The organism is Mesorhizobium sp. M8A.F.Ca.ET.161.01.1.1 (genome assembly GCF_004792105.1).
Taxonomy (GTDB): Bacteria; Pseudomonadota; Alphaproteobacteria; order Rhizobiales; family Rhizobiaceae; genus Mesorhizobium.
Genome location: NZ_SRTD01000003.1, coordinates 163,341 through 180,835, shown reverse-complemented (window position 1 = coordinate 180,835; position 17,495 = coordinate 163,341). Strand labels below are relative to the sequence as shown.

16 protein-coding genes, 1 other RNA gene and 2 pseudogenes are annotated in these 17,495 nt (G+C 63.9%); 8 read left to right on the top strand and 11 right to left on the bottom strand.

Annotated elements, in window-relative coordinates; genetic code table 11:
* Window positions 1–14 precede the first annotated feature (14 nt).
* Window positions 15–4,040 (top strand): AsmA-like C-terminal region-containing protein, encoded by a 4,026-nt coding sequence (locus EN804_RS09555; protein WP_135919255.1) that lies wholly within the window; start codon window positions 15–17, stop codon window positions 4,038–4,040.
* Between the two features lie 39 nt (window positions 4,041–4,079).
* Here the strand turns inward: EN804_RS09555 and EN804_RS09550 are convergent, their stop codons facing one another.
* The 3 genes from EN804_RS09550 to EN804_RS09540 all read right to left on the bottom strand — a co-directional run bounded on the left by EN804_RS09550 (window position 4,080) and on the right by EN804_RS09540 (window position 5,831).
* Window positions 4,080–4,961, bottom strand: a complete 882-nt coding sequence (locus EN804_RS09550; protein ID WP_135915634.1) for a sigma-70 family RNA polymerase sigma factor — start codon at window positions 4,959–4,961, stop codon at window positions 4,080–4,082.
* Between the two features lie 33 nt (window positions 4,962–4,994).
* Complete coding sequence (locus EN804_RS09545; protein ID WP_135919254.1) at window positions 4,995–5,294, bottom strand: hypothetical protein; 300 nt, start codon at window positions 5,292–5,294, stop codon at window positions 4,995–4,997.
* Window positions 5,295–5,399: 105 nt separating this feature from the next.
* Window positions 5,400–5,831, bottom strand: coding sequence for a MarR family winged helix-turn-helix transcriptional regulator (locus EN804_RS09540; protein WP_189521740.1), 432 nt, complete (start codon window positions 5,829–5,831; stop codon window positions 5,400–5,402).
* Between the two features lie 164 nt (window positions 5,832–5,995).
* On the opposite strand from EN804_RS09540, the gene EN804_RS09535 reads away from it, so the two are divergent.
* Window positions 5,996–7,795, top strand: coding sequence for a chloride channel protein (locus EN804_RS09535; RefSeq protein WP_135919253.1), 1,800 nt, complete (start codon window positions 5,996–5,998; stop codon window positions 7,793–7,795).
* Here the strand turns inward: EN804_RS09535 and EN804_RS09530 are convergent.
* The 4 genes from EN804_RS09530 to EN804_RS09515 form a co-directional block, all read right to left on the bottom strand.
* Window positions 7,792–8,022: a ribbon-helix-helix domain-containing protein gene (locus EN804_RS09530; RefSeq protein WP_127279261.1), complete on the bottom strand. Its 231-nt coding sequence runs from the start codon at window positions 8,020–8,022 to the stop codon at window positions 7,792–7,794. The two genes, EN804_RS09535 and EN804_RS09530, sit on opposite strands and share 4 nt — an antisense overlap.
* Entirely contained in the window at window positions 8,019–8,228 is a 210-nt protein-coding gene (locus tag EN804_RS09525) for a DUF4169 family protein (protein WP_127863134.1), read from the bottom strand. The genes EN804_RS09530 and EN804_RS09525 overlap by 4 nt, the downstream gene beginning before the upstream one ends.
* A 16-nt stretch (window positions 8,229–8,244) precedes the next feature.
* Window positions 8,245–8,781 carry an SspB family protein gene (locus EN804_RS09520; protein ID WP_127279263.1) on the bottom strand — a complete coding sequence of 179 codons (537 nt, stop codon included), beginning with the start codon at window positions 8,779–8,781 and terminating at the stop codon, window positions 8,245–8,247.
* Between the two features lie 146 nt (window positions 8,782–8,927).
* Window positions 8,928–9,617, bottom strand: a complete 690-nt coding sequence (locus EN804_RS09515; protein WP_135881884.1) for a TetR/AcrR family transcriptional regulator — start codon at window positions 9,615–9,617, stop codon at window positions 8,928–8,930.
* Window positions 9,618–9,803: 186 nt separating this feature from the next.
* Between EN804_RS09515 and EN804_RS09510 the strand changes: the two genes are divergently transcribed.
* Window positions 9,804–11,009 carry a multidrug effflux MFS transporter gene (locus EN804_RS09510; RefSeq protein WP_127279265.1) on the top strand — a complete coding sequence of 402 codons (1,206 nt, stop codon included), beginning with the start codon at window positions 9,804–9,806 and terminating at the stop codon, window positions 11,007–11,009.
* A gap of 158 nt (window positions 11,010–11,167) precedes the next feature.
* Here EN804_RS09510 and EN804_RS09505 read toward each other — a convergent pair whose 3' ends face one another.
* The 3 genes and pseudogenes from EN804_RS09505 to ssrA form a co-directional block, all read right to left on the bottom strand.
* Window positions 11,168–11,605 (bottom strand): VOC family protein, encoded by a 438-nt coding sequence (locus EN804_RS09505; RefSeq protein WP_135881883.1) that lies wholly within the window; start codon window positions 11,603–11,605, stop codon window positions 11,168–11,170.
* Window positions 11,606–11,693: 88 nt separating this feature from the next.
* Window positions 11,694–12,260: pseudogene (locus EN804_RS09500) on the bottom strand (AAA family ATPase).
* A 211-nt stretch (window positions 12,261–12,471) separates the two neighbouring features.
* Window positions 12,472–12,832: a transfer-messenger RNA gene (gene ssrA / locus EN804_RS09495) on the bottom strand.
* A 168-nt stretch (window positions 12,833–13,000) separates the two neighbouring features.
* Between ssrA and EN804_RS09490 the strand changes: the two genes are divergently transcribed.
* Both EN804_RS09490 and EN804_RS09480 read left to right on the top strand, forming a co-directional pair.
* Window positions 13,001–13,312: a DUF2853 family protein gene (locus tag EN804_RS09490; RefSeq protein ID WP_127281000.1), complete on the top strand. Its 312-nt coding sequence runs from the start codon at window positions 13,001–13,003 to the stop codon at window positions 13,310–13,312.
* Between the two features lie 366 nt (window positions 13,313–13,678).
* Complete coding sequence (locus EN804_RS09480) at window positions 13,679–14,473, top strand: thymidylate synthase (protein WP_127871648.1); 795 nt, start codon at window positions 13,679–13,681, stop codon at window positions 14,471–14,473.
* An 11-nt stretch (window positions 14,474–14,484) separates the two neighbouring features.
* Here the strand turns inward: EN804_RS09480 and EN804_RS09475 are convergent.
* Window positions 14,485–14,656, bottom strand: a pseudogene (locus EN804_RS09475) (TOBE domain-containing protein).
* 173 nt (window positions 14,657–14,829) lie between these two features.
* On the opposite strand from EN804_RS09475, the gene modA reads away from it, so the two are divergent.
* Genes modA through modC form a run of 3 tightly spaced genes read left to right on the top strand, consistent with a single transcriptional unit; the run spans window position 14,830 to window position 17,464 of the window.
* Complete coding sequence (modA, locus tag EN804_RS09470) at window positions 14,830–15,624, top strand: molybdate ABC transporter substrate-binding protein (protein ID WP_135919252.1); 795 nt, start codon at window positions 14,830–14,832, stop codon at window positions 15,622–15,624.
* 26 nt (window positions 15,625–15,650) lie between these two features.
* Window positions 15,651–16,355 carry a molybdate ABC transporter permease subunit gene (modB, locus tag EN804_RS09465; RefSeq protein WP_135881880.1) on the top strand — a complete coding sequence of 235 codons (705 nt, stop codon included), beginning with the start codon at window positions 15,651–15,653 and terminating at the stop codon, window positions 16,353–16,355.
* The gene (gene modC, locus EN804_RS09460; protein ID WP_135919251.1) at window positions 16,352–17,464 is read left to right on the top strand and encodes a molybdenum ABC transporter ATP-binding protein; all 1,113 of its coding nucleotides are present in this window, start codon (window positions 16,352–16,354) and stop codon (window positions 17,462–17,464) included. Before modB ends, modC begins: the two co-directional genes overlap by 4 nt.
* The last annotated feature ends 31 nt before the right edge of the window (window positions 17,465–17,495 follow it).

Sequence of the window (17,495 nt, the reverse complement as noted above, 5' to 3'; positions counted from 1 at the left end):
CCTGTTCGGAGCTGATGCTCGCACGCCTGTTCGTGATCTTCGGTGGCTTGTTCGTGCTGGTGCTGTGCGCGGCGCTGGTGGTGCCGTATTTTGTCGACTGGACCGGCTACCGCGCCGAGTTCGAGCGCGAGGCAAGCGCCATCCTGGGCCGCAAGGTGACCGTGCAGGGCGACGCCACGGCAAGGCTGTTGCCGTTTCCCTCGGTGACGTTTTCCAACGTCGCCGTCGCCGGCGGCCCCAACGGCCAGCCGGCCATGACCGTCGAGACGTTTTCGATGGATGCGGAACTCGCGCCCTTCCTGCGCGGCGAGGTGCTGATTTTCGACATGCGGCTGGTGCGGCCGAAGGCAATCATAGACATCGCCGCCAATGGTACCGTCGACTGGGCGATGCGGCCGTCTTCGCCCTTCGACCCCGGACAGGTCTCGATCGAGAAACTGACGGTGACGGAAGGGCAGATCGAACTGCGCCATGCCGCTGGCGGCCGCAGCCACATCTTCTCCGAGATCAACTCGACCATTTCGGCCAAATCGCTGGCCGGTCCGTGGCGCATGGACGGCACGTTGCGTCTCGACGGCTTGCGCGCCACGGTTGCGGCCTCGACCGGCAAGGCCGAACCTTCCGGGCAGCTGCGGCTTCGGCTGAAGGCGGACCCCGATGCCTATCCGCTGGTCATCGAGACCGACGGCAATGCGGGCATCGTCAACAGTGCGGCCGTCTATTCCGGCCAGTTCAAGATTTCGGGCGCCGACAAGAATTCAGCCGAGCTGCGCGGCACGGATGGCGCAACGGTGAAGGTCAGCGCCGGCAAGCCCGATCCGGGCTTTCGGCTGAACGGCAAGTTCTCGCTCGATCACCAGAAGCTTGGCGTCGACGAATTCCGTTTCGAGACCGGTCCGCTGGACAATCCCTATACCGCCGACGGCAAGGCCTCGGTCGATCTCGGCCAGAAACCGAGTTTCGCCATCGAGGCCAATGGCGCGCAGGTGCAACTCGACGAGGCGGTGGGTGCGCCGGCCGGCGCGGGCCTGACGCTGGACCAGCGTATCGCGGGGCTGGAACAGGCGCTGCTCGATCTGCCGAAGCCGACAATTCCCGGCACGGTCGAGGTCAAGCTGCCGGCGGTGGTGGCCGGCGACACGACGGTGCGCGATGTTCATCTTTCCGCCGAGCCGGTCGATGACGGTTGGTCGGTGAAATCGCTCGCCGCGACCTTGCCGGGCCGCACCAAGCTGGAAGCCGATGGCAAGGTCATGCTCAACGTGCAGGGCCATTTCGGCTTCACCGGCTCGTTGCTGCTGGCGGTGGCGCAACCTTCAGGTTTTGCGGCGTGGCTGTCGAAGGATGTCGACGAGGCGATCCGCCGTCTGCCTGCCGCCGGTTTCAAGGCCAAGGTCGATCTCTCGCAAAACCATCAATCCTTTAGCGATCTCGAATTGATCCTGGGCAAGGCGAAGTTTTCCGGCCGCATCGATTCCAGCCAGCCCGACGACGCAAAGCCCTCGGTGCTGATGCGGCTCGAGGGCGGCGAACTCGATGTGGACGGGCTGGCGGCCTTCGCCTCGATCTTCGTCAGCGACAAGGGCGCCAACCGCTTTGCCAGCAGCGACCTCGATTTCCAGATCAAGGCCGGCCCGGTCAGCGCCGGCGGCTTGACCGCCGACACGGTCGATACCGCACTAAGGCTGCGGGATGGGCTGCTCGAAATCGACCGGCTGTCGGTGGGCGGACTGGCTGGCGCCTCGATCAGCGCCACCGGCCGGATCAAGGATTTTCCGGCGAGCCCGACCGGCAAGCTCGACGCCTCGGTGGTCGCTGTCGACCTGAAACCGCTGATCGATGTCGCCGCGCAGCATTATCCTGATAATGCCGTGCTGAAGGGGCTCGCGGGCCGCGCCGCCGCTTATCCCGACCTGTTCCAGGATGCGCGCATCGACCTCGTGGCCAGTGCCGCCGACAATGGCGACGGCTCCACGGGCCTGGCGATGAGCGGGCAAGGCAAGGCCGGCGGCTCGGCGTTTTCGGCGTCGCTGTCGGGGAAGGGCGCGGTGGGCAAGCTTTCTGACGCCCCCGTGACACTGACGTTCAATGCCAGGAACCCGGACGCAACCGCCTTGCTGGCGCTCTACGGCTTGCCGGCGCTACCGCTCGGCATGCTGGGCGAGGCAAGCACCGATATCCAGGCCAAGGGCACGTTCGGCGGCGGCCTGACGACGAGCTTCAGCCTTGCCGGCAACGACTTCAAGGCCGGCTTCGAGGGAACGGTCGCCGACACGCCGCAAGGTCCGACGGCGAAGGGCAAGGTCAACCTCGACGCCTCCGACATCGAGCCATGGCTGATGACGACGGGCATCGGCCTCCCCGGCATGGGCGCCGGCATGTCGACATCGCTGGCCGCGCAGGCCGATTATGGCAACGGCCTGCTGGTGCTCTCCGGGCTCAGCGGCGCCATCAACGAGGCGGCCGTGTCCGGCGACATCAACCTCGATGTGAAGCAGGGCGTGGACGGCAAAGACGGCGTGCCGCATCTGGCCGGCGCCCTGGCGCTCGACGAACTCGACCTTGATCCGATGGCGGTGGCGCTGTTCGGCGATTCCGCTTTTCTCGTGGACAAGAACGGGGCCGACAAAAGTGACAATGCCGGCAAGAGTGACAAGGCCGGCAAGAGTGACAAGGCCGGCAAGAGTAACAGGGCCAGTGCGTGGCCGTCGGCGCCGTTCAGCCAGAAGTCCAGCTTGCCGTTCACGGCCGATCTCGACCTGACCACGGCTTCGCTGGCCGCCGGCCCGCTCGCCACCGCCTATGACGCGGCCTTCTCGCTCAAGCTCGACCCGGACGGCATCCGCGTGGCCGATCTCAAGGCCAAATTCCTCGGCGGGGCGCTGACCGGCCTGTTCGAGTTGAAGAACAATGAGGGCACTGGGCTTTTCACCGGACAGATGAAACTGGCGGGCGCCGATCTGGCAAGCGTCTTGCCGGACGCGGGCATCGGCGGCACCGGCGATTTCTCGACGACGCTGTCGACCAGCGGCAAGTCGGTCGACGCAATGATCGCCGCCCTGTCTGGTTCCGGCACGGCGGCGCTGAAGGATTTGCAGATCGCCGGCGTCAATCCTGATGCCTTCAGCGCATTCCTCGCCAAGGCGGATGCGATCGGCCGCGATATCGACGCGGCCAAGACCGCCGGCTTCGCGCCTGACATCGCCGCCGGCGGCAGCTTCGCCGCAAAGGACGCCGAGGTCGCCTTCACGATTGCCGGCGGCACGCTCAGGGCGCCGCCGATCAGCCTTGAAAATCCGGCGGCGACCTTGTCGGCCGACATCACGGCCGACCTCAACGCCAGCACGGTTTCGGCCAAGGGCGCGGTCACCTATCGGCCCGGCGACGAAGCGCTGGTCGGCTCCGAGCCGGCCGTGAATTTCACCGCCGAGGGGCCGTTCGGCGCGGTGAAACGGCAGTTCGACAGCCAGCCGCTGGCGCAGTTCCTGACCCAGCGCGCGCTGGAAAAGGAACAGCAGCGCGTCGAGGCGATGCAGGCCGCGCTGCTCGAGAAACAGCGGCTGCGGCGCGAGGTGCGCTACTACGCGGCACTTCAGGATGCCCGCGACAAGGCCGCCGAGGAACTGCGCCAACAGGAGGAAGCGGCGCGCCTGAAAGCGGAGGCCGACGCCAAGGCGAAAGCGGAAGCCGACGCTCAGGCCCAGGCTGAAGCGGATGCCAAGGCAAAGGCCGACGCGGAAGCGAAAGCCAAGGCGGAGGCAGACGCGAAAGCGAAAGCCAAGGCCGATGCGGAGGCCAAGGCGGCGGCGGAACAGCAGGCAGCCGACGAGGCGGCCAGGGCGCAGGCAGAGCAGGAGCGCCAGAAGGCGGAGGAGGCGATGCGCATTGCCTCCCAGGAAAAAGCCAGGCTCGAGGCGGAGCGCAAGGCGGCGCAACAGGCGCCCAAGGCCGAGCAGTCGCCCGCCAACGACAATCCGCCTCCGGCCAAGCCGAAAGCCAACCCATTCACGGTCGACAATCTGTTGAAGTCGCTGCGGTAGGACTAGGCATTCCGGCTGCCCGCCCGACTGGCAATCGCCTCAAAGAACGAATGTTTCAGCGCCGTCAGCGACGTATCTGGCGTGGCGGAAATCGCGGATGGCGGCGAGCTTGCCGCCCTGCCAACCCAGCAGGATGAAGTATGCCGGCGCTGCCGTGGGATCGTTGGGATCGCGCACGAGGATTGCCGGACGATCTTCGACGAAACCAGGCTGGAAATGCCAGTCCCGCACCCGGGAATAATTGCCGAAATAGGTTGCCACCTCCTTGCGGCCGCTGAGCCTTGCCCTGGCCACCAGTTCCAAGCGTACCTCATCGGCCAGCATGTCCCGCACGGCGTCGAAATCGCGGGCGTTGAAGCGATCGACATAGGCGTCGAGTAACAGGCGCTCCGATGCACTCAGCCTGGGAACAGGACGATCGTCCTGTTCGTCGGCGATCTCACGCAGCCGGCCGCGGCCACGATGCAGCGCGGCCTTGACCGCGGGGACGCTGGTGTCGAGCATGGTGCTGATCTCCCGCAGCGAATAGCCCAGGACATCCATCATGATGACGCTGCTTCGTTGCGCGACGGGAAGGCGCATGAAACTGTGCAATCCGGCTACCGCGGCCTGCCGTTCGGCGATCGAATTTGCCGGGTCGGCGATCATGTCCGGCTCCTCCTCGTAGAACGTCTTCTCACGGGCGCGGCGGCGCAAAAAGTCGAGCGCGGTATTGTGCGCGATGCGAAACAGCCAGCCTTCGGGATTGGCGATCAGGCCGGCGTTGGGCAAGGCCTCGAATGCCTTGGCCAGCGCCTCTTGCAAGACATCCTCGCCATCGACGACCGAGCCTGTCATGCGGGCGCAATAGCGATGCAGTTTGGGACGCAATTCGCCGAACAAGCGGTCGAAAGGCCTTGGGATCTCGCCTGGACTGTTCATGCACCGGCCGTTCTTGCCATGGTTCTATTCAGGCTACTCGTCCAGCATCCGATAATGGCCCACCACTGTCATCACGTCACGATGCGGAGGGTCGATGCAGCGATCCCTGATGCCGTTTTGGAAGGCCTCGAAAGCGGCAAGCCCGGGGATGATGTCAGCATGCTCGTCGGTTTCGATCTCGACGAGATGGACGAAAGTGCCGTCGCCGGAGCGCCAGGTCATGTAGCGAACGCCTTCCGGCGATTTGCCGCGCAGTTCCTCGAACACAGCCTTGACCAGGCGCTCGTCCGCCCGGTCCGGCTTCGTTTTGTAGCGTATCAAATGATGTTTCATCGCATCGGCTCCCTTGGCTGTCGTCTGTCCAAGACGCCTCAGCCAGGCCGAAGGATTCGGATTTCAAAAAAATAGTTCGGTACCGGCCCGCGCAGACGCCTGGTGTCAGTCCTGGCCCCGGTCGAGCAGGCGCCGCAGCATGGGTTCGATGCGCGAGAGCTCGTCGAGATGCGCGGCAGAGAGTTCGGCCAGGCAATCGTCGGCGCGTTCGGTCAGCCGCAGCAGCACGCGGCGGTGGTCGTCCTTGTCCTGATCGCGTGCGACCAGTCCTGCCTCACCGAGGCGGTTGACCAGTTCGACGGCGCTGTGGTGGCGGATGCGCAGGCGTTCCGCAAGGTCGCCGACCGTCACCGGCCCGCCGCCCGGATATCCCTTGATCGCCAGCAGCGCCTGATGCTGGCGCGGGGTCAGGCCGGCGTCCTCGGCCTGCACCTGGCTGAATTCGAGGAAGCGGCGGATCAGGTAGCGGAACTCGGACAGCCGCTGGTAGTCGGATTGCCTGATGGCGGGGCGTGGGGTCTTGGGCGGCTGCGTCATATCGCAGATGTCTTCGTTTTCCGGTGAAAGCTCAAACGAAATTTCGAACGAAACCAGCTTGAACAGATATATCGTGTTACGATACATAGCCGACCGACAACCGGCTGGCCACTTCGACCGTGCCGCAAAACCAGACACGGCCGCCGCCAGGAAGCAAAGCCACCATGAAGACCCACAATTCCAATCCCGGTCATCTCAGGGATTTCACCACCGACGCCAGGGTGCTGCTCGTCGCCGCGATAGCGGTGGTGGTGGCGACCGCCGGGCTGTTTGCCGGCATCGTGCTGCTGAAGCTGATCCGCCTGGCCACCAACATCGCCTATTTCGGCCAGTTCTCGCTTGCCGAGCTGAAGCTGCAGGATACGCCGCTCGGACTTGCCGCCGTCTTCGTTCCCGTCATCGGCGCGCTGATCGTCGGCCTGATGGCGCGCTATGGCAGCGAGAAGATCCGCGGCCACGGCATTCCCGAGGCCATCGAGGCGATCCTGCTCGGGCGCTCCAGGCTCGATGCCAAGGTGGCGATCCTGAAGCCCTTGTCGTCGGCGATCTCGATCGGCTCCGGCGGGCCGTTCGGCGCCGAGGGTCCGATCATCATGACCGGCGGCGCCATTGGCTCGCTGATCGCGCAGATGCTGCCGGTCAGCGATACCGAGCGCAAGACGCTGCTGGTGGCGGGTGCGGCCGCCGGCATGACCACCGTGTTCGGCACGCCGATCGCGGCCATCATGCTGGCGGTGGAACTGCTTTTGTTCGAATGGACGCCGCGCAGCTTCATTCCCGTGGCGGTGGCGGCCATCGTGGCGGAGGTGGGGCGCACGATGCTGCACATGCCGGGGCCGATCTTTCCGTTCCAGGGCAGCATGGCGGTTTCCTTCCTCGGCCTTGGTGGCTGGGTGCTGATCGGCATCTGCGCGGGTCTGTTGTCCGGGCTGCTGACGCAGATGGTCTACGCCTGCGAGGACGGCTTCCAGAAGCTGCCGATCCACTGGATGTGGTGGCCGATGCTCGGCGGCCTGGTGGTCGGCATGGGCGGCCTGATCGACCCACGGGCGCTCGGCGTCGGCTATGACAACATCGCCGACATGCTGGACGGCCGCACGATCGCCACGGCTGCGCTCCTGCTGCTGGTGGTCAAGGCCGTCATCTGGTCGGTGGCGCTCGGCTCGGGAACCTCGGGCGGCGTGCTGGCGCCGCTGTTGATCATGGGTGGCGCGATGGGCGCGGTGCTTGCCGGGGTCCTGCCGGCGGCGGACCCGGGCTTCTGGGCGCTGCTGGCCATGGCCGCCACCATGGGCGGCACGATGCGCGCGCCGCTGACAGCCACTTTCTTCGCCGTCGAGCTGACCGGCAACACGCATGTGCTGGTGCCGCTGATCGCGGCCTGTGCGGCGGCGCATGCCGTCACCGTGCTGTTGATGAAGCGTTCGATCCTGACCGAGAAGATCGCCAGGCGAGGGCACCACCTGGTGCGCGAATATCGTATCGATCCATTCGCGCTCACCAGGGTGCGTGAGGTGATGACGTCAGAGGTCGAGAGCGTGCCGGCGACGATGACGCTGCATGGCGCGGCCGCCTTACTGACGGCGCCAGAAACCCGGCATCCGAGTTTTCCCGTGGTCGATGAAAACAGGCAGGTGCTCGGCCTCATCGATCCGCCGGCAATCCTGCGCTGGCGCCGTGCCGGCAAGCACCGGACGACGACGCTCGGCGAGCTGTTGGCCGGAAGCAAGGTGACGCTGGCCTATCCCGACGAATATCTGGAAGGTCTGTCGGACAAATTGTTGACGGCCAATGTATCGCATCTGCCGGTCGTGGCGCGCGAGGATGGAAGGCTGGTCGGCTATGTCGGCTGGAAGGATCTGATGCGCGTGCGCTCACGCAAGCAGGCCGAGGAGCGTGAGCGCTCGACCTTGCTTGGCTTCGGCACCAGACGCACGAAAGAGGAACGCACGGCTTCTTCTTAAGTCTCGCCGGCGACGCCGCGCTTCGCCCACTCCAGGACATGCAGCCTGAGCGCGGAGGACAGGTTGGTGTCGCGGGGCCGCGTTTCGTCGACTTCGGCGACAAGGGCGGCGAGCGTCAGCTTCCTTGCCGCCGCCATCGCGACGAGATCGTCATGGAAAGGCTTTTCGAGGGAATAGCTGGTGCGATGGCCGCGTATGGTCACCGAGCGTTTTTCGACGGCGCTCATTGATCGCCACTGGGATCGCCCGGTTCTCCGGGCTTTTCACGGTGATGGCCCGCTACGAACCTTTCGCTGTTGTCGGCAATCATGCGGTCGCGTTGCTTTTCGGCCTTGGTGCGGCCGTGCAAGGCGCGATTCTGGCCGGCCGCCTGTTCTCTATCGGCCCGCGCCTTCTGTTTGCGGAACTGACGAAGGTTGACGATTTCGGCCATGGCGGGAGCCGCGAGCCTATTTCTTGCGAAAGGCGTCGAGCGAGACCACTTCGGCGCCCTTGGTACCAGCATCGGCGGCGGCGGGCTTTTTCTCCGCTTCGGCGGCGGCCTTCTTCTCGGCCTTCGGCTTCTTCTCGGAGACGATGGCCAGCGGTTCGGGCGCTGGTGCCGCCGGTTCCTCGTCGGGCTGCGCATCGGTCTTGACGTCGAACTCGAGTTCGAAATTGACCGAGGGATCGTAGAAGCCGCGCACGGCCGAGAACGGGATCTCGAGTTTCTCCGGCACGTCGGAGAAGGAGAGCCCAACCTCGAATCCGGTGTCGGTGACCTTCAGGTCCCAATACTGGAACTGGATGACGATGGTCATCTGCTCGGGATAGCGCTCGCGCAGGCGCGACGAGACGCGCACACCCGGCGCACCGGTCAGGAAGGTGATGAAGAAATGATGGTTGCCGGGAAGGCCGGTGCGCGCGACCTCGGCCAGGACCTTGCGCATGACGCCGCGCAACGCCTCCTGGGCCAGAATGTCGTAGCGGATGTGGTCGTCGGCCATGAGTTGGTCGGGTTCCGTTGAATCGTCCGCATAGCTGTAATCAAGCTTGAGGGCGGCGTAAACCTGATATAGACCGCCGCCGCGCCGAAGCGAGGACTATTGCCAACGATTTGATCGGCAAGGCGGCTTCGCCGCAACCGCAAATGTTATGCGTTAGCCAGCGCAGTGTGTTTTTTCGCGCCGATCGCGGAAGGGCGCTTGCCGAAAGCGCGCAGGAAAGTGCGCACGCCGTTCGTCGCCGATTGCACCACCTCGTCCTCGCGCGGCGTGCCGCCAAGCATGAAGGTGGTCTGCAATTCGGCATTGACGAGGCCGAGGAACTGGCGTGCCGCCACGTCGGGATCGTCGATCGTGAGATGGCCGCCGTAAGCTAGGCGGGCGAAGCGGGCGGCGATTGCCGGCCATGTCCGGCCCGGGCCCTGTTCGCGCCATTCGGCAAAGAGCTCGGGATAGCGCTCGCCCTCGGTCTGGATCAGCTTGCGCAGGAACTTTCCGTCGCGGTTGCAGATGCAGTTCTGGTTCAGGCGCACGGCAAAACCGATCAGGTCTGCTTCGAGGTCGCCGGGCTGATCAGGGAAGGTGGCGATGGTGGCGAAAATGCCGGCGTTGCAGCGCTCGGTCAGGTCGCGTACCACGGCGATGAACAGCTTTTCCTTGTCGCGATGGTGATTGTAGACGGTCTGGCGTGAGACGCCGGCCTCTGCCGCGATCAGGTCGATGTTGGCGCCGGCGAAACCCTCGCGGCAAAACACGCCGGCAGCGGCGTCGACGATCGACATGCGCTTGGCCTCATGGCCACGTGGCGGGAAAGTGTCAGGAGAAACGCCCGGTCTCATGAAAATCTATATAGAGGTGATTGACGATTTGGACAAGAGTGTCTAAATTTGTGGACACGATATAAGGGGATTTCACTCCAGAGGGACGAATAAATTCGCTCTGGGAGTAGGAATCCCTCGGGATGGAACGTCCTGGGGTCAGACGTCGCCTGGCGGCGGCAACCAGATTCGAAAGAAGCCAATATCATGAGTCCCAAATTCCTCCGCATCGCGGTCGTGCTCGGCCTGTTGTCCGCCATCGGCCCGTTCGCCATCGACATGTATCTGCCCGCGCTGCCGTCGATCGGCACCGATCTTCATGCCGGCACCGCCGCCGTGCAGATGAGCCTTTTGATCTTCTTCCTGTCGATGGGCTTCGGCCAGATCGTCGTCGGGCCGATCTCCGACATGGTCGGCCGCAAGCTGCCGCTCTATGGCGGACTGGCGCTGTTCATGGCCGGCGGTATCGGCTCGGCAATGGCGCCGACCATCGAATGGCTGATCGCTTTCCGCTTCCTGCAGGGGCTTGGCGCCAGTGCCGGCATGGCCATTCCGCGCGCCATCGTGCGCGACCTGCACACCGGCAACGAGGCCGCCAAGCTGATGTCGCTGCTGATGCTGGTGTTCTCGGTGTCGCCGATCCTGGCGCCGCTGACCGGCAGCCAGATCATCGAGAATTTCGGCTGGCGCGCCGTGTTCTGGACGGTGACCGGCGCGGCGGTGCTTGCCACCATCCTGCTCGCGACCTCGCTCAAGGAGACGCGGCCGGCGGAAGAGCGCGTCGGGTCCTCCTTCGGCACCGCGCTTGCCGGCTACCGTTTCCTGATGGGCGACCGTAATTTCCTTGGCCTGGTGGCAATCGCCGGCTTCGGCATTGCGAGCTTCTTTGTCTATCTGTCGAGTTCGTCCTTCATCCTGATCGACCATTACGGGCTGTCGCCTTCGGTCTACAGCGTGTTCTTCTCGATCAACGCCGTTGCCTTCATCGGCATGTCGCAGCTGACCGGCCTGCTTTCCGAACGGTTCGGACTGAAGCGCGTGGTGTGGGTGGCGGTGACCGGCTATGCCACGACGATGGTGGCGCTGTTCGCCATCATGGCGACGGGGGTCGACCGGCTCGATGTGATGGCGGCCCTGCTGTTCGTCGGCTACGGCTTCCTCGGGCTTGTCATTCCGACCACCTCGGTGCTGGCCATGGAAGAGCATGGCGAGATCGCCGGCACGGCGTCGGCACTGATGGGCACGCTGCATTTTGCCATCGGCGCGCTCGCCATGGGCGTTGCCGGCGTGTTCTTCGACGGCACGCCGCTGCCGATGGTCGCCGGCATCACGCTCTGCGCGGTGATATCGTTCGCACTGGCGAAGGTCACGCTTGGCCGTTCGCGGCAAGCCGTCGAAGCGCCGGCGGAATAGGCAATCCTCAAATGAACCGAAAGGCCGGGTCAATCCCGGCCTTTTTAATGTCGAAGGCAGTGCGGGCGACAAGCTGCGGTCGTTTACCCGGCGCAAGACGCGCTACCAGCAATGTTTCTTTGCACCGGCCCAACGTTTGCCTGGGTTCACGACCGCGCTCAGTTGAGTTCCTGGGCGAGTCCGATGAGAAGTCCTTCAGGCCCACGGATGTAGCAGAGCCGATACACGTCCTTGTAGTCGACCACTTCGCCCACGAGCTGCGCGCCGCGCGTGCGGAGCCTTTCAAGCGTATCGTCGATGTCGTCCACGGTGAACATGACGCGGAGGTAGCCCAGCGCGTTGACCGGGGCTTTCCGGTGATCCGCGACGACAGGCGGCGTGAGGAAGCGGGAGAGCTCCAGCCGGCTGTGGCCGTCCGGTGTGCGCATCATGGCAATCTCGACATGCTGATCGCCCAGTCCGGTGACACGCCCGGCCCATTCTCCCTCGATCGTGGCCCGCCCCTCGAACTCGAGGCCGAGTTCGCGAAAGAAATCGATCGCCCCTCCGAGGTCCTCGACCACGATTCCTACATTGTCCATCCGCTTGAGCGCCATGTTTTCAACCTCCAAGATGCCGGTTCAATCTACAAGGTGTAGCCTGGTTCCGACAACGCGCATGAAGGGCCGGACCGGGCCGGCCGCTTTATGTCCGCAATGTCGGCGGCAATCCAGCAGCGTCGAGGAGGAAGCGCACGCGCTCCTCGACTGGAGCAAGCGGCAAGGTCACCAATTCATAGCCGAGTTCGGCATAGACGCCTGCCACTGATTGGCAAGTGCGCTCGGCTTCGTCGAGCGTTTGCTTGCGTTGTTCGTCCTGGGTGAAGATTTCCGGCCATGGCGGGGCAATGAAGACGCGGCGCGCATAGCGGAATTCCATGGCGGCGCTGGTGAGGTGATCCGGCGCCGGCAGGCCGCAGAGCCTGAGATAGCCGATCGTGTCCGGCACGCCGCGGTCAAAGAAGACCGGCCCGGCCAGCTCGGCGGCCGCACGATACGAGCGCATCTCTCAGGACAGCATCAGTTCGGCGAACAATGCGCGATCGCTCCAGGGCAGGGCGGTTCCGCCAATGGCGGATTGGTCGCGGATGATGCCGCGTCCGGCCTCGACAGACGTCGCAAAGCCCGCCTGCCGCAAGGCTTCGATCAAGGTGGTCTTGCCGGAGCCGGGGCCGCCGGTCAGCACGAAAAATCGATCGGAATCGTTTTGCATTTTTTGTCCATGGAGAAAGGGCACGCGACGCAGCGGCTTCGTGGCTTCTACAGCATGTCGCGGCGAATAGGATTCGCCCGACCTGCTGTAAGCTTCTGATTTATGCATGTCGTTATCCCGGAACCGAGGACACTTCCGGGCGACATGCATTAGGCCGTGCGAAGTCTTGACGGCAGGAGCCGTTGCGCGTGATGCAAATTGAAGGGGGAGAAGTGGAGGTTTCTGTTGCCAGGTACCTCCGAACCCCGCCTAGAAGTGCGAACCCCTAGGGCTTGATTTGAAGCTATCGCACTGCATTAAGCAGCGAGACGTGCTTCCGCATAGTTGTCGTTGGCAACTATAAGTTTAGCCCGATGACGGTGGTACAATGCCGGGCAAAAGTACGATCTTTACACCTTCGTCGATCCTATTTCGCCCCCAGCAAAAACCGCTCTGTCGTCAACAGCGGCTTTTGGTGGAGGCGCCGGGTACCGCCCCCGGGTCCGAACGGCTTATTTCATCGCCCATTTATCGCCATAGTCGGTCAAGCCGACAAAACGAATATAGGGGGCGTTTGGCGGAAATGAAAGGCCGCAATGATGCTTTGTCCCTGTGTCAAATCGCGACGCCAAGGGTTGACTTGGGCGCGGTCTCAACCGAAGCTTTGCGAGCGGTGAGGAGTTAGCGACCTAGCGCACAAGTTGCGAAGCGCGCCACAGTCCTCATCGATCGGATCCGTGGCGCCGACGAGGGGAATTTTGATGGCCGACTATCTTGCGGATGTGAAGAAGTATGACGCCGCGGCAAACGCCGATGCGGTCGAAAAGATCGTCAAGCATCTGGGCATTGCGCTGAGGAACCGCGACTCCTCGCTGGTATCCTGCACGGACCCGAAGGAATTGGGGCGGGTCAAGGAGAGCTGGGTGGCCAAGAAGCTCGGCGTCACCGACGGGGCGAAGGCCGACGCTGCGATCGAGAAGACCTGCAAGGCGATGCACGCCGACAACACCAAGAACCGCGTGACCTTCTACTATCTGGTGGCCAAGGATCTGGGCAAGCTCGGCTCTCTGTGACGCTCGCGCATCAGTTTGCGAGGGCTGGTACGGCAGAATAGCCGCTCCAACTTTTATTTTCGCTTTGTCGGGGGTTTGCGCCGCCCCTCACCTGCCTGCCGGCATCCTCTCCCCGTATAGTGACGGGGAGAGGGGATCTGCCATCGATGATTTCGCCAATGACCAACGTTGCAAAAAGGGCGTCAGCGTAGCGGCCAGCTTCTTTCTCCCCGTCACTATACGGGAAGAAATGTCCGGCAGGACAATGAGGGGCAGCGCCGACTCTGGAAAAGAGTGGTGGGGCAAGCGTCGTTTGTACCGTTTTGCTGTGTTCGGCCGCCGGTCTGGCCGCTATAATGCCCAAACACTCGAATCGAGCCGGAACCGATGCGCCAGTATCTCGACCTCTTGCAGCATGTGCTTGAAAACGGCGCCGATCGCGGCGACCGCACCGGCACCGGCACACGCTCCGTCTTCGGCTACCAGATGCGCTTCGATCTGGCGCGCGGCTTTCCGGTCACCACCACCAAGAAGCTGCATCTGAAGTCGATCATCCATGAACTCCTGTGGTTCCTGGCCGGCGACACCAACATCAAGTACCTGACCGACCATGACGTTTCGATCTGGGACGAATGGGCCGACGAGAATGGCGATCTCGGCCCGGTCTACGGCAAGCAATGGCGTTCCTGGCCGGATGGCCATGGCGGCTCGATCGACCAGATCGCCAATCTTCTCAAGGAGATCCGCCGCAATCCTCAATCGCGGCGGCTGATCGTCTCGGCCTGGAATCCCGCCGAGGTGGAAGCCATGGCGCTGCCGCCTTGCCACTGCCTGTTCCAGTTCTACGTGTCCGAGGGCCGGCTTTCCTGCCAGCTCTACCAGCGCTCCGCCGACATCTTCCTCGGCGTGCCGTTCAACATCGCGTCCTACGCATTGCTGACGCTCATGGTGGCGCAGGTGACCGGGCTGAAGCCGGGCGATTTCGTCCACACGCTCGGCGACGCGCATCTCTACTCCAACCATTTCGAGCAGGCGCGCGAACAGTTGCAGCGCACGCCAAGGGCACTGCCGACGATGTGGATCAATCCGGACGTGAAGGACCTGTTCGCCTTCCGCTTCGAGGATTTCCGGCTGGAGAACTATGTCGCCGATGCGTCGATCAAGGCGCCCATCGCGGTCTGAGCCGCGTTTTTTCAGTCGATGCCGACCATCACGTCCGAGGCCTTGACCACGGCATAGGCCTGCTTGCCCTTTTCGAGCTTGAGATCGGCGACGGCTTCGTTGGATGCGGACATGCGAGGTGGTGGCCCCTTTGACGATTTCGGTGATCGTTCCCTTGAGAACGTTGCGGGCGCTGATCTTCATTGGCGTCCCGTTCGCTGTTTATCCCCGGTCGTCTTATCAGAACAATCAGGCAGTACCAATCACAAGACCAGATGGCGTTTCGGCAGACCAGGCCTTCCCTTGTTATATCCATGCGGATATATCGGTCTGCAGGCTTCGAGCCGATCGGATTTTGAACCCAGGGAGAGTTTTCGATGACGCGCAAAGGTTTCGGGTTGAGGGCGATCGCCATTGGCGGTTTTGCGGCTGCGTTGATGGCGGCAATGCCGACAGCGCGCGCGGAAGACAAGGTCGTGGTGTTTGCGGCGGCAAGCCTCAAGGATGCGCTCGACGCGGTGAACAAGGCCTGCGAAGCCGATGTCGGCGAGGCCGCGACCGTTTCCTATGCCGCGAGTTCGGCATTGGCCAAGCAGATCGAGGGCGGGGCACCGGCCGACGTCTTCATCTCGGCCGATCTCGACTGGATGAAATATCTCTCCGACAAGAAGCTGACCAAGCCCGATACCGAAGTGAAGTTGCTCGGCAACCAGATCGTGCTGGTGGCGCCGAAGGATTCGACGGTTGAAACCAAGATCGAGAAGGGCTTTGACCTCGCCAAGCTGGTTGGCGACGGCAAGCTCGCCATGGGCGACTTCAAGGCCGTGCCGGCCGGCAAATACGGCAAGGCGGCGCTTCAATCGCTCGGCGTCTGGTCCTCGGTCGAGGGCAAGGTGGCGCAGGCCGAGAATGTCCGTGCGGCGCTCAAGCTGGTTTCGACCGGCGAGGCGGCCCTCGGTATCGTCTATGCCACCGACGCGTACGCCGAAAAGGGCGTCAAGGTGGTCGGCACCTTCCCGGAGGATTCACATCCGCCGATCATCTATCCGGTTGCCCAGACCACCGATTCGAAGGACAAGGATACGATGGCCTTCCTGAAGTGCCTGCAATCCGCCAAGGCCGGCGCGCTCTTCAAGGAACAGGGCTTCACCGTGCTCACGCCGAGCAACTGACTTCGAAAAGGCCCCGATACCGCGCGATGAACTGGCTGCTGGACCTCACTCCCGACGAATGGAATGCGGTCCGGCTGTCCATCAAGGTGGCAACGGTCGCGATGCTCGCGAGTTTGCCGCCGGGCATAGCGATTGCGCTGCTGCTTGCCCGGGGGAAATTCTGGGGCAAGACACTGTTCAACGGGCTGGTGCATCTGCCGCTGATCCTGCCACCCGTGGTGACCGGCTATCTCTTGCTTTTGACTTTCGGAAGGCGCGGCCCGGCCGGCGCATTCCTGGCCGAGCATTTCGGCATCGTCTTCTCGTTTCGCTGGACGGGTGCCGCCCTTGCCTGCGGCGTCATGGGCTTCCCCCTGATGGTGCGGGCGATCCGGCTGTCGATCGAGGCGGTGGACCGCAAGATGGAAGCGGCCGCGGGGACGCTCGGCGCCAATCCTGTGTGGGTGTTCGGCACCATCACGCTGCCGCTGATCCTGCCCGGGCTGATCGCCGGCGCCATCCTGTCCTTCGCCAAGGCGATGGGCGAGTTCGGCGCGACGATCACTTTTGTCTCCAACATCCCTGGCGAGACGCAGACGCTGCCATCGGCGATCTACACCTTTACCCAGGTGCCGGGCGGCGATGAAGGGGCGCTGCGGCTGACGCTGATTTCCATCGTCATCTCGATGGCGGCGCTGGTCGCCTCGGAAGTGCTGGCGCGGCGCGTCGGGCGGCGGATGGACATCGAATGAGCGTCCTTGTCGACATCAGCCACCGGCTTGGCGATTTCGCCATCGATGCTCGCTTCGAGAGCGCCGGGCGGCTGACGGCGCTGTTCGGGCCGTCGGGCTCCGGCAAGACGACGCTGATCAACATGATCGCTGGGCTGATCCGGCCGGACAAGGGGCGCATCGAGATCGACGGCCGCGTTCTGGTCGACACCGGTGCCGGCATTTTCGTGCCAAGGCACAAGCGCCGTATCGGCATGGTGTTCCAGGATGCGCGCCTGTTTCCGCATATGAGCGTGATGAGCAATCTGCGCTACGGCCGTTGGTTCACGCCGGCGGCGGAACGCTACGCGGATATGGACAGTGTCGTCGAACTGCTCGGCATCGGGCCGTTGCTCGGGCGGCGACCGGCAAAGCTCTCGGGCGGTGAGAAACAGCGGGTGGCGATCGGCCGGGCGCTGCTTGCCAGCCCGAGGCTGCTGCTTATGGACGAGCCGCTGGCCTCGCTCGACGAAGCGCGCAAGGCCGAGATCCTGCCCTATATCGAGCGGCTGCGCGACGAAACCAAGATCCCGATCGTCTATGTCAGCCATTCGGTCGCCGAGGTGGCGCGGCTGGCCAGCGACGTGGTGATGCTGGCGCAGGGCAAGGTCACCGCCAGCGGCCCGACCGAGGCCGTCATGCAAAGGCTTGACCTGTTGCCGGCCGAAGAGCGCGGCGAGGGTGGCGCCGTGCTGGACACGAAGGTGCTGCGTCACGACGAGACTTTCGGCATGACCGTGCTGGGCTCGGCCGCCGGCGAGATCCGTGTGCCACGTCTTGAAATGAAGCCCGGGGCTTCCGTGCGGATCCGCATTCGCGCTCGCGACGTGATGGTCGCCACGGAGAAACCGACGGGCCTCAGCGCGCTCAACATCCTGCCCGGCACGATTGTCGCGATCAGCCCGGGCGAGGGGCCGACGGTCGAAGTCGGCATCGACTGCAATGGCGCAGCGGTGCTCGCCCGCATCACCGAACAGTCGCGGCAGGCGCTGCAGCTGCGGCTCGGCGGCAAGGTTTTCGCGGTGGTCAAGACCGTGAGCTTCGACCGGGCGAATACCGGCGCCGGCTTGCCGCTCGAGGTCGACGGCTGACAGGGGCGGTGATCGCCGCTATATTGTTTTG

Bases quoted from the DNA above. Each gene is read 5' to 3' on its own strand.
- EN804_RS09555 (WP_135919255.1), top strand. From the start codon at position 15: ATGCTCGCACGCCTGTTCGTGATCTTCGGTGGCTTGTTCGTGCTGGTG.
- EN804_RS09550 (WP_135915634.1), bottom strand. From the start codon at position 4,961: ATGAACAGTCCAGGCGAGATCCCAAGGCCTTTCGACCGCTTGTTCGGC.
- EN804_RS09545 (WP_135919254.1), bottom strand. From the start codon at position 5,294: ATGAAACATCATTTGATACGCTACAAAACGAAGCCGGACCGGGCGGAC.
- EN804_RS09540 (WP_189521740.1), bottom strand. From the start codon at position 5,831: ATGACGCAGCCGCCCAAGACCCCACGCCCCGCCATCAGGCAATCCGAC.
- EN804_RS09535 (WP_135919253.1), top strand. From the start codon at position 5,996: ATGAAGACCCACAATTCCAATCCCGGTCATCTCAGGGATTTCACCACC.
- EN804_RS09530 (WP_127279261.1), bottom strand. From the start codon at position 8,022: ATGAGCGCCGTCGAAAAACGCTCGGTGACCATACGCGGCCATCGCACC.
- EN804_RS09525 (WP_127863134.1), bottom strand. From the start codon at position 8,228: ATGGCCGAAATCGTCAACCTTCGTCAGTTCCGCAAACAGAAGGCGCGG.
- EN804_RS09520 (WP_127279263.1), bottom strand. From the start codon at position 8,781: ATGGCCGACGACCACATCCGCTACGACATTCTGGCCCAGGAGGCGTTG.
- EN804_RS09515 (WP_135881884.1), bottom strand. From the start codon at position 9,617: ATGAGACCGGGCGTTTCTCCTGACACTTTCCCGCCACGTGGCCATGAG.
- EN804_RS09510 (WP_127279265.1), top strand. From the start codon at position 9,804: ATGAGTCCCAAATTCCTCCGCATCGCGGTCGTGCTCGGCCTGTTGTCC.
- EN804_RS09505 (WP_135881883.1), bottom strand. From the start codon at position 11,605: ATGGCGCTCAAGCGGATGGACAATGTAGGAATCGTGGTCGAGGACCTC.
- EN804_RS09490 (WP_127281000.1), top strand. From the start codon at position 13,001: ATGGCCGACTATCTTGCGGATGTGAAGAAGTATGACGCCGCGGCAAAC.
- EN804_RS09480 (WP_127871648.1), top strand. From the start codon at position 13,679: ATGCGCCAGTATCTCGACCTCTTGCAGCATGTGCTTGAAAACGGCGCC.
- modA (WP_135919252.1), top strand. From the start codon at position 14,830: ATGACGCGCAAAGGTTTCGGGTTGAGGGCGATCGCCATTGGCGGTTTT.
- modB (WP_135881880.1), top strand. From the start codon at position 15,651: ATGAACTGGCTGCTGGACCTCACTCCCGACGAATGGAATGCGGTCCGG.
- modC (WP_135919251.1), top strand. From the start codon at position 16,352: ATGAGCGTCCTTGTCGACATCAGCCACCGGCTTGGCGATTTCGCCATC.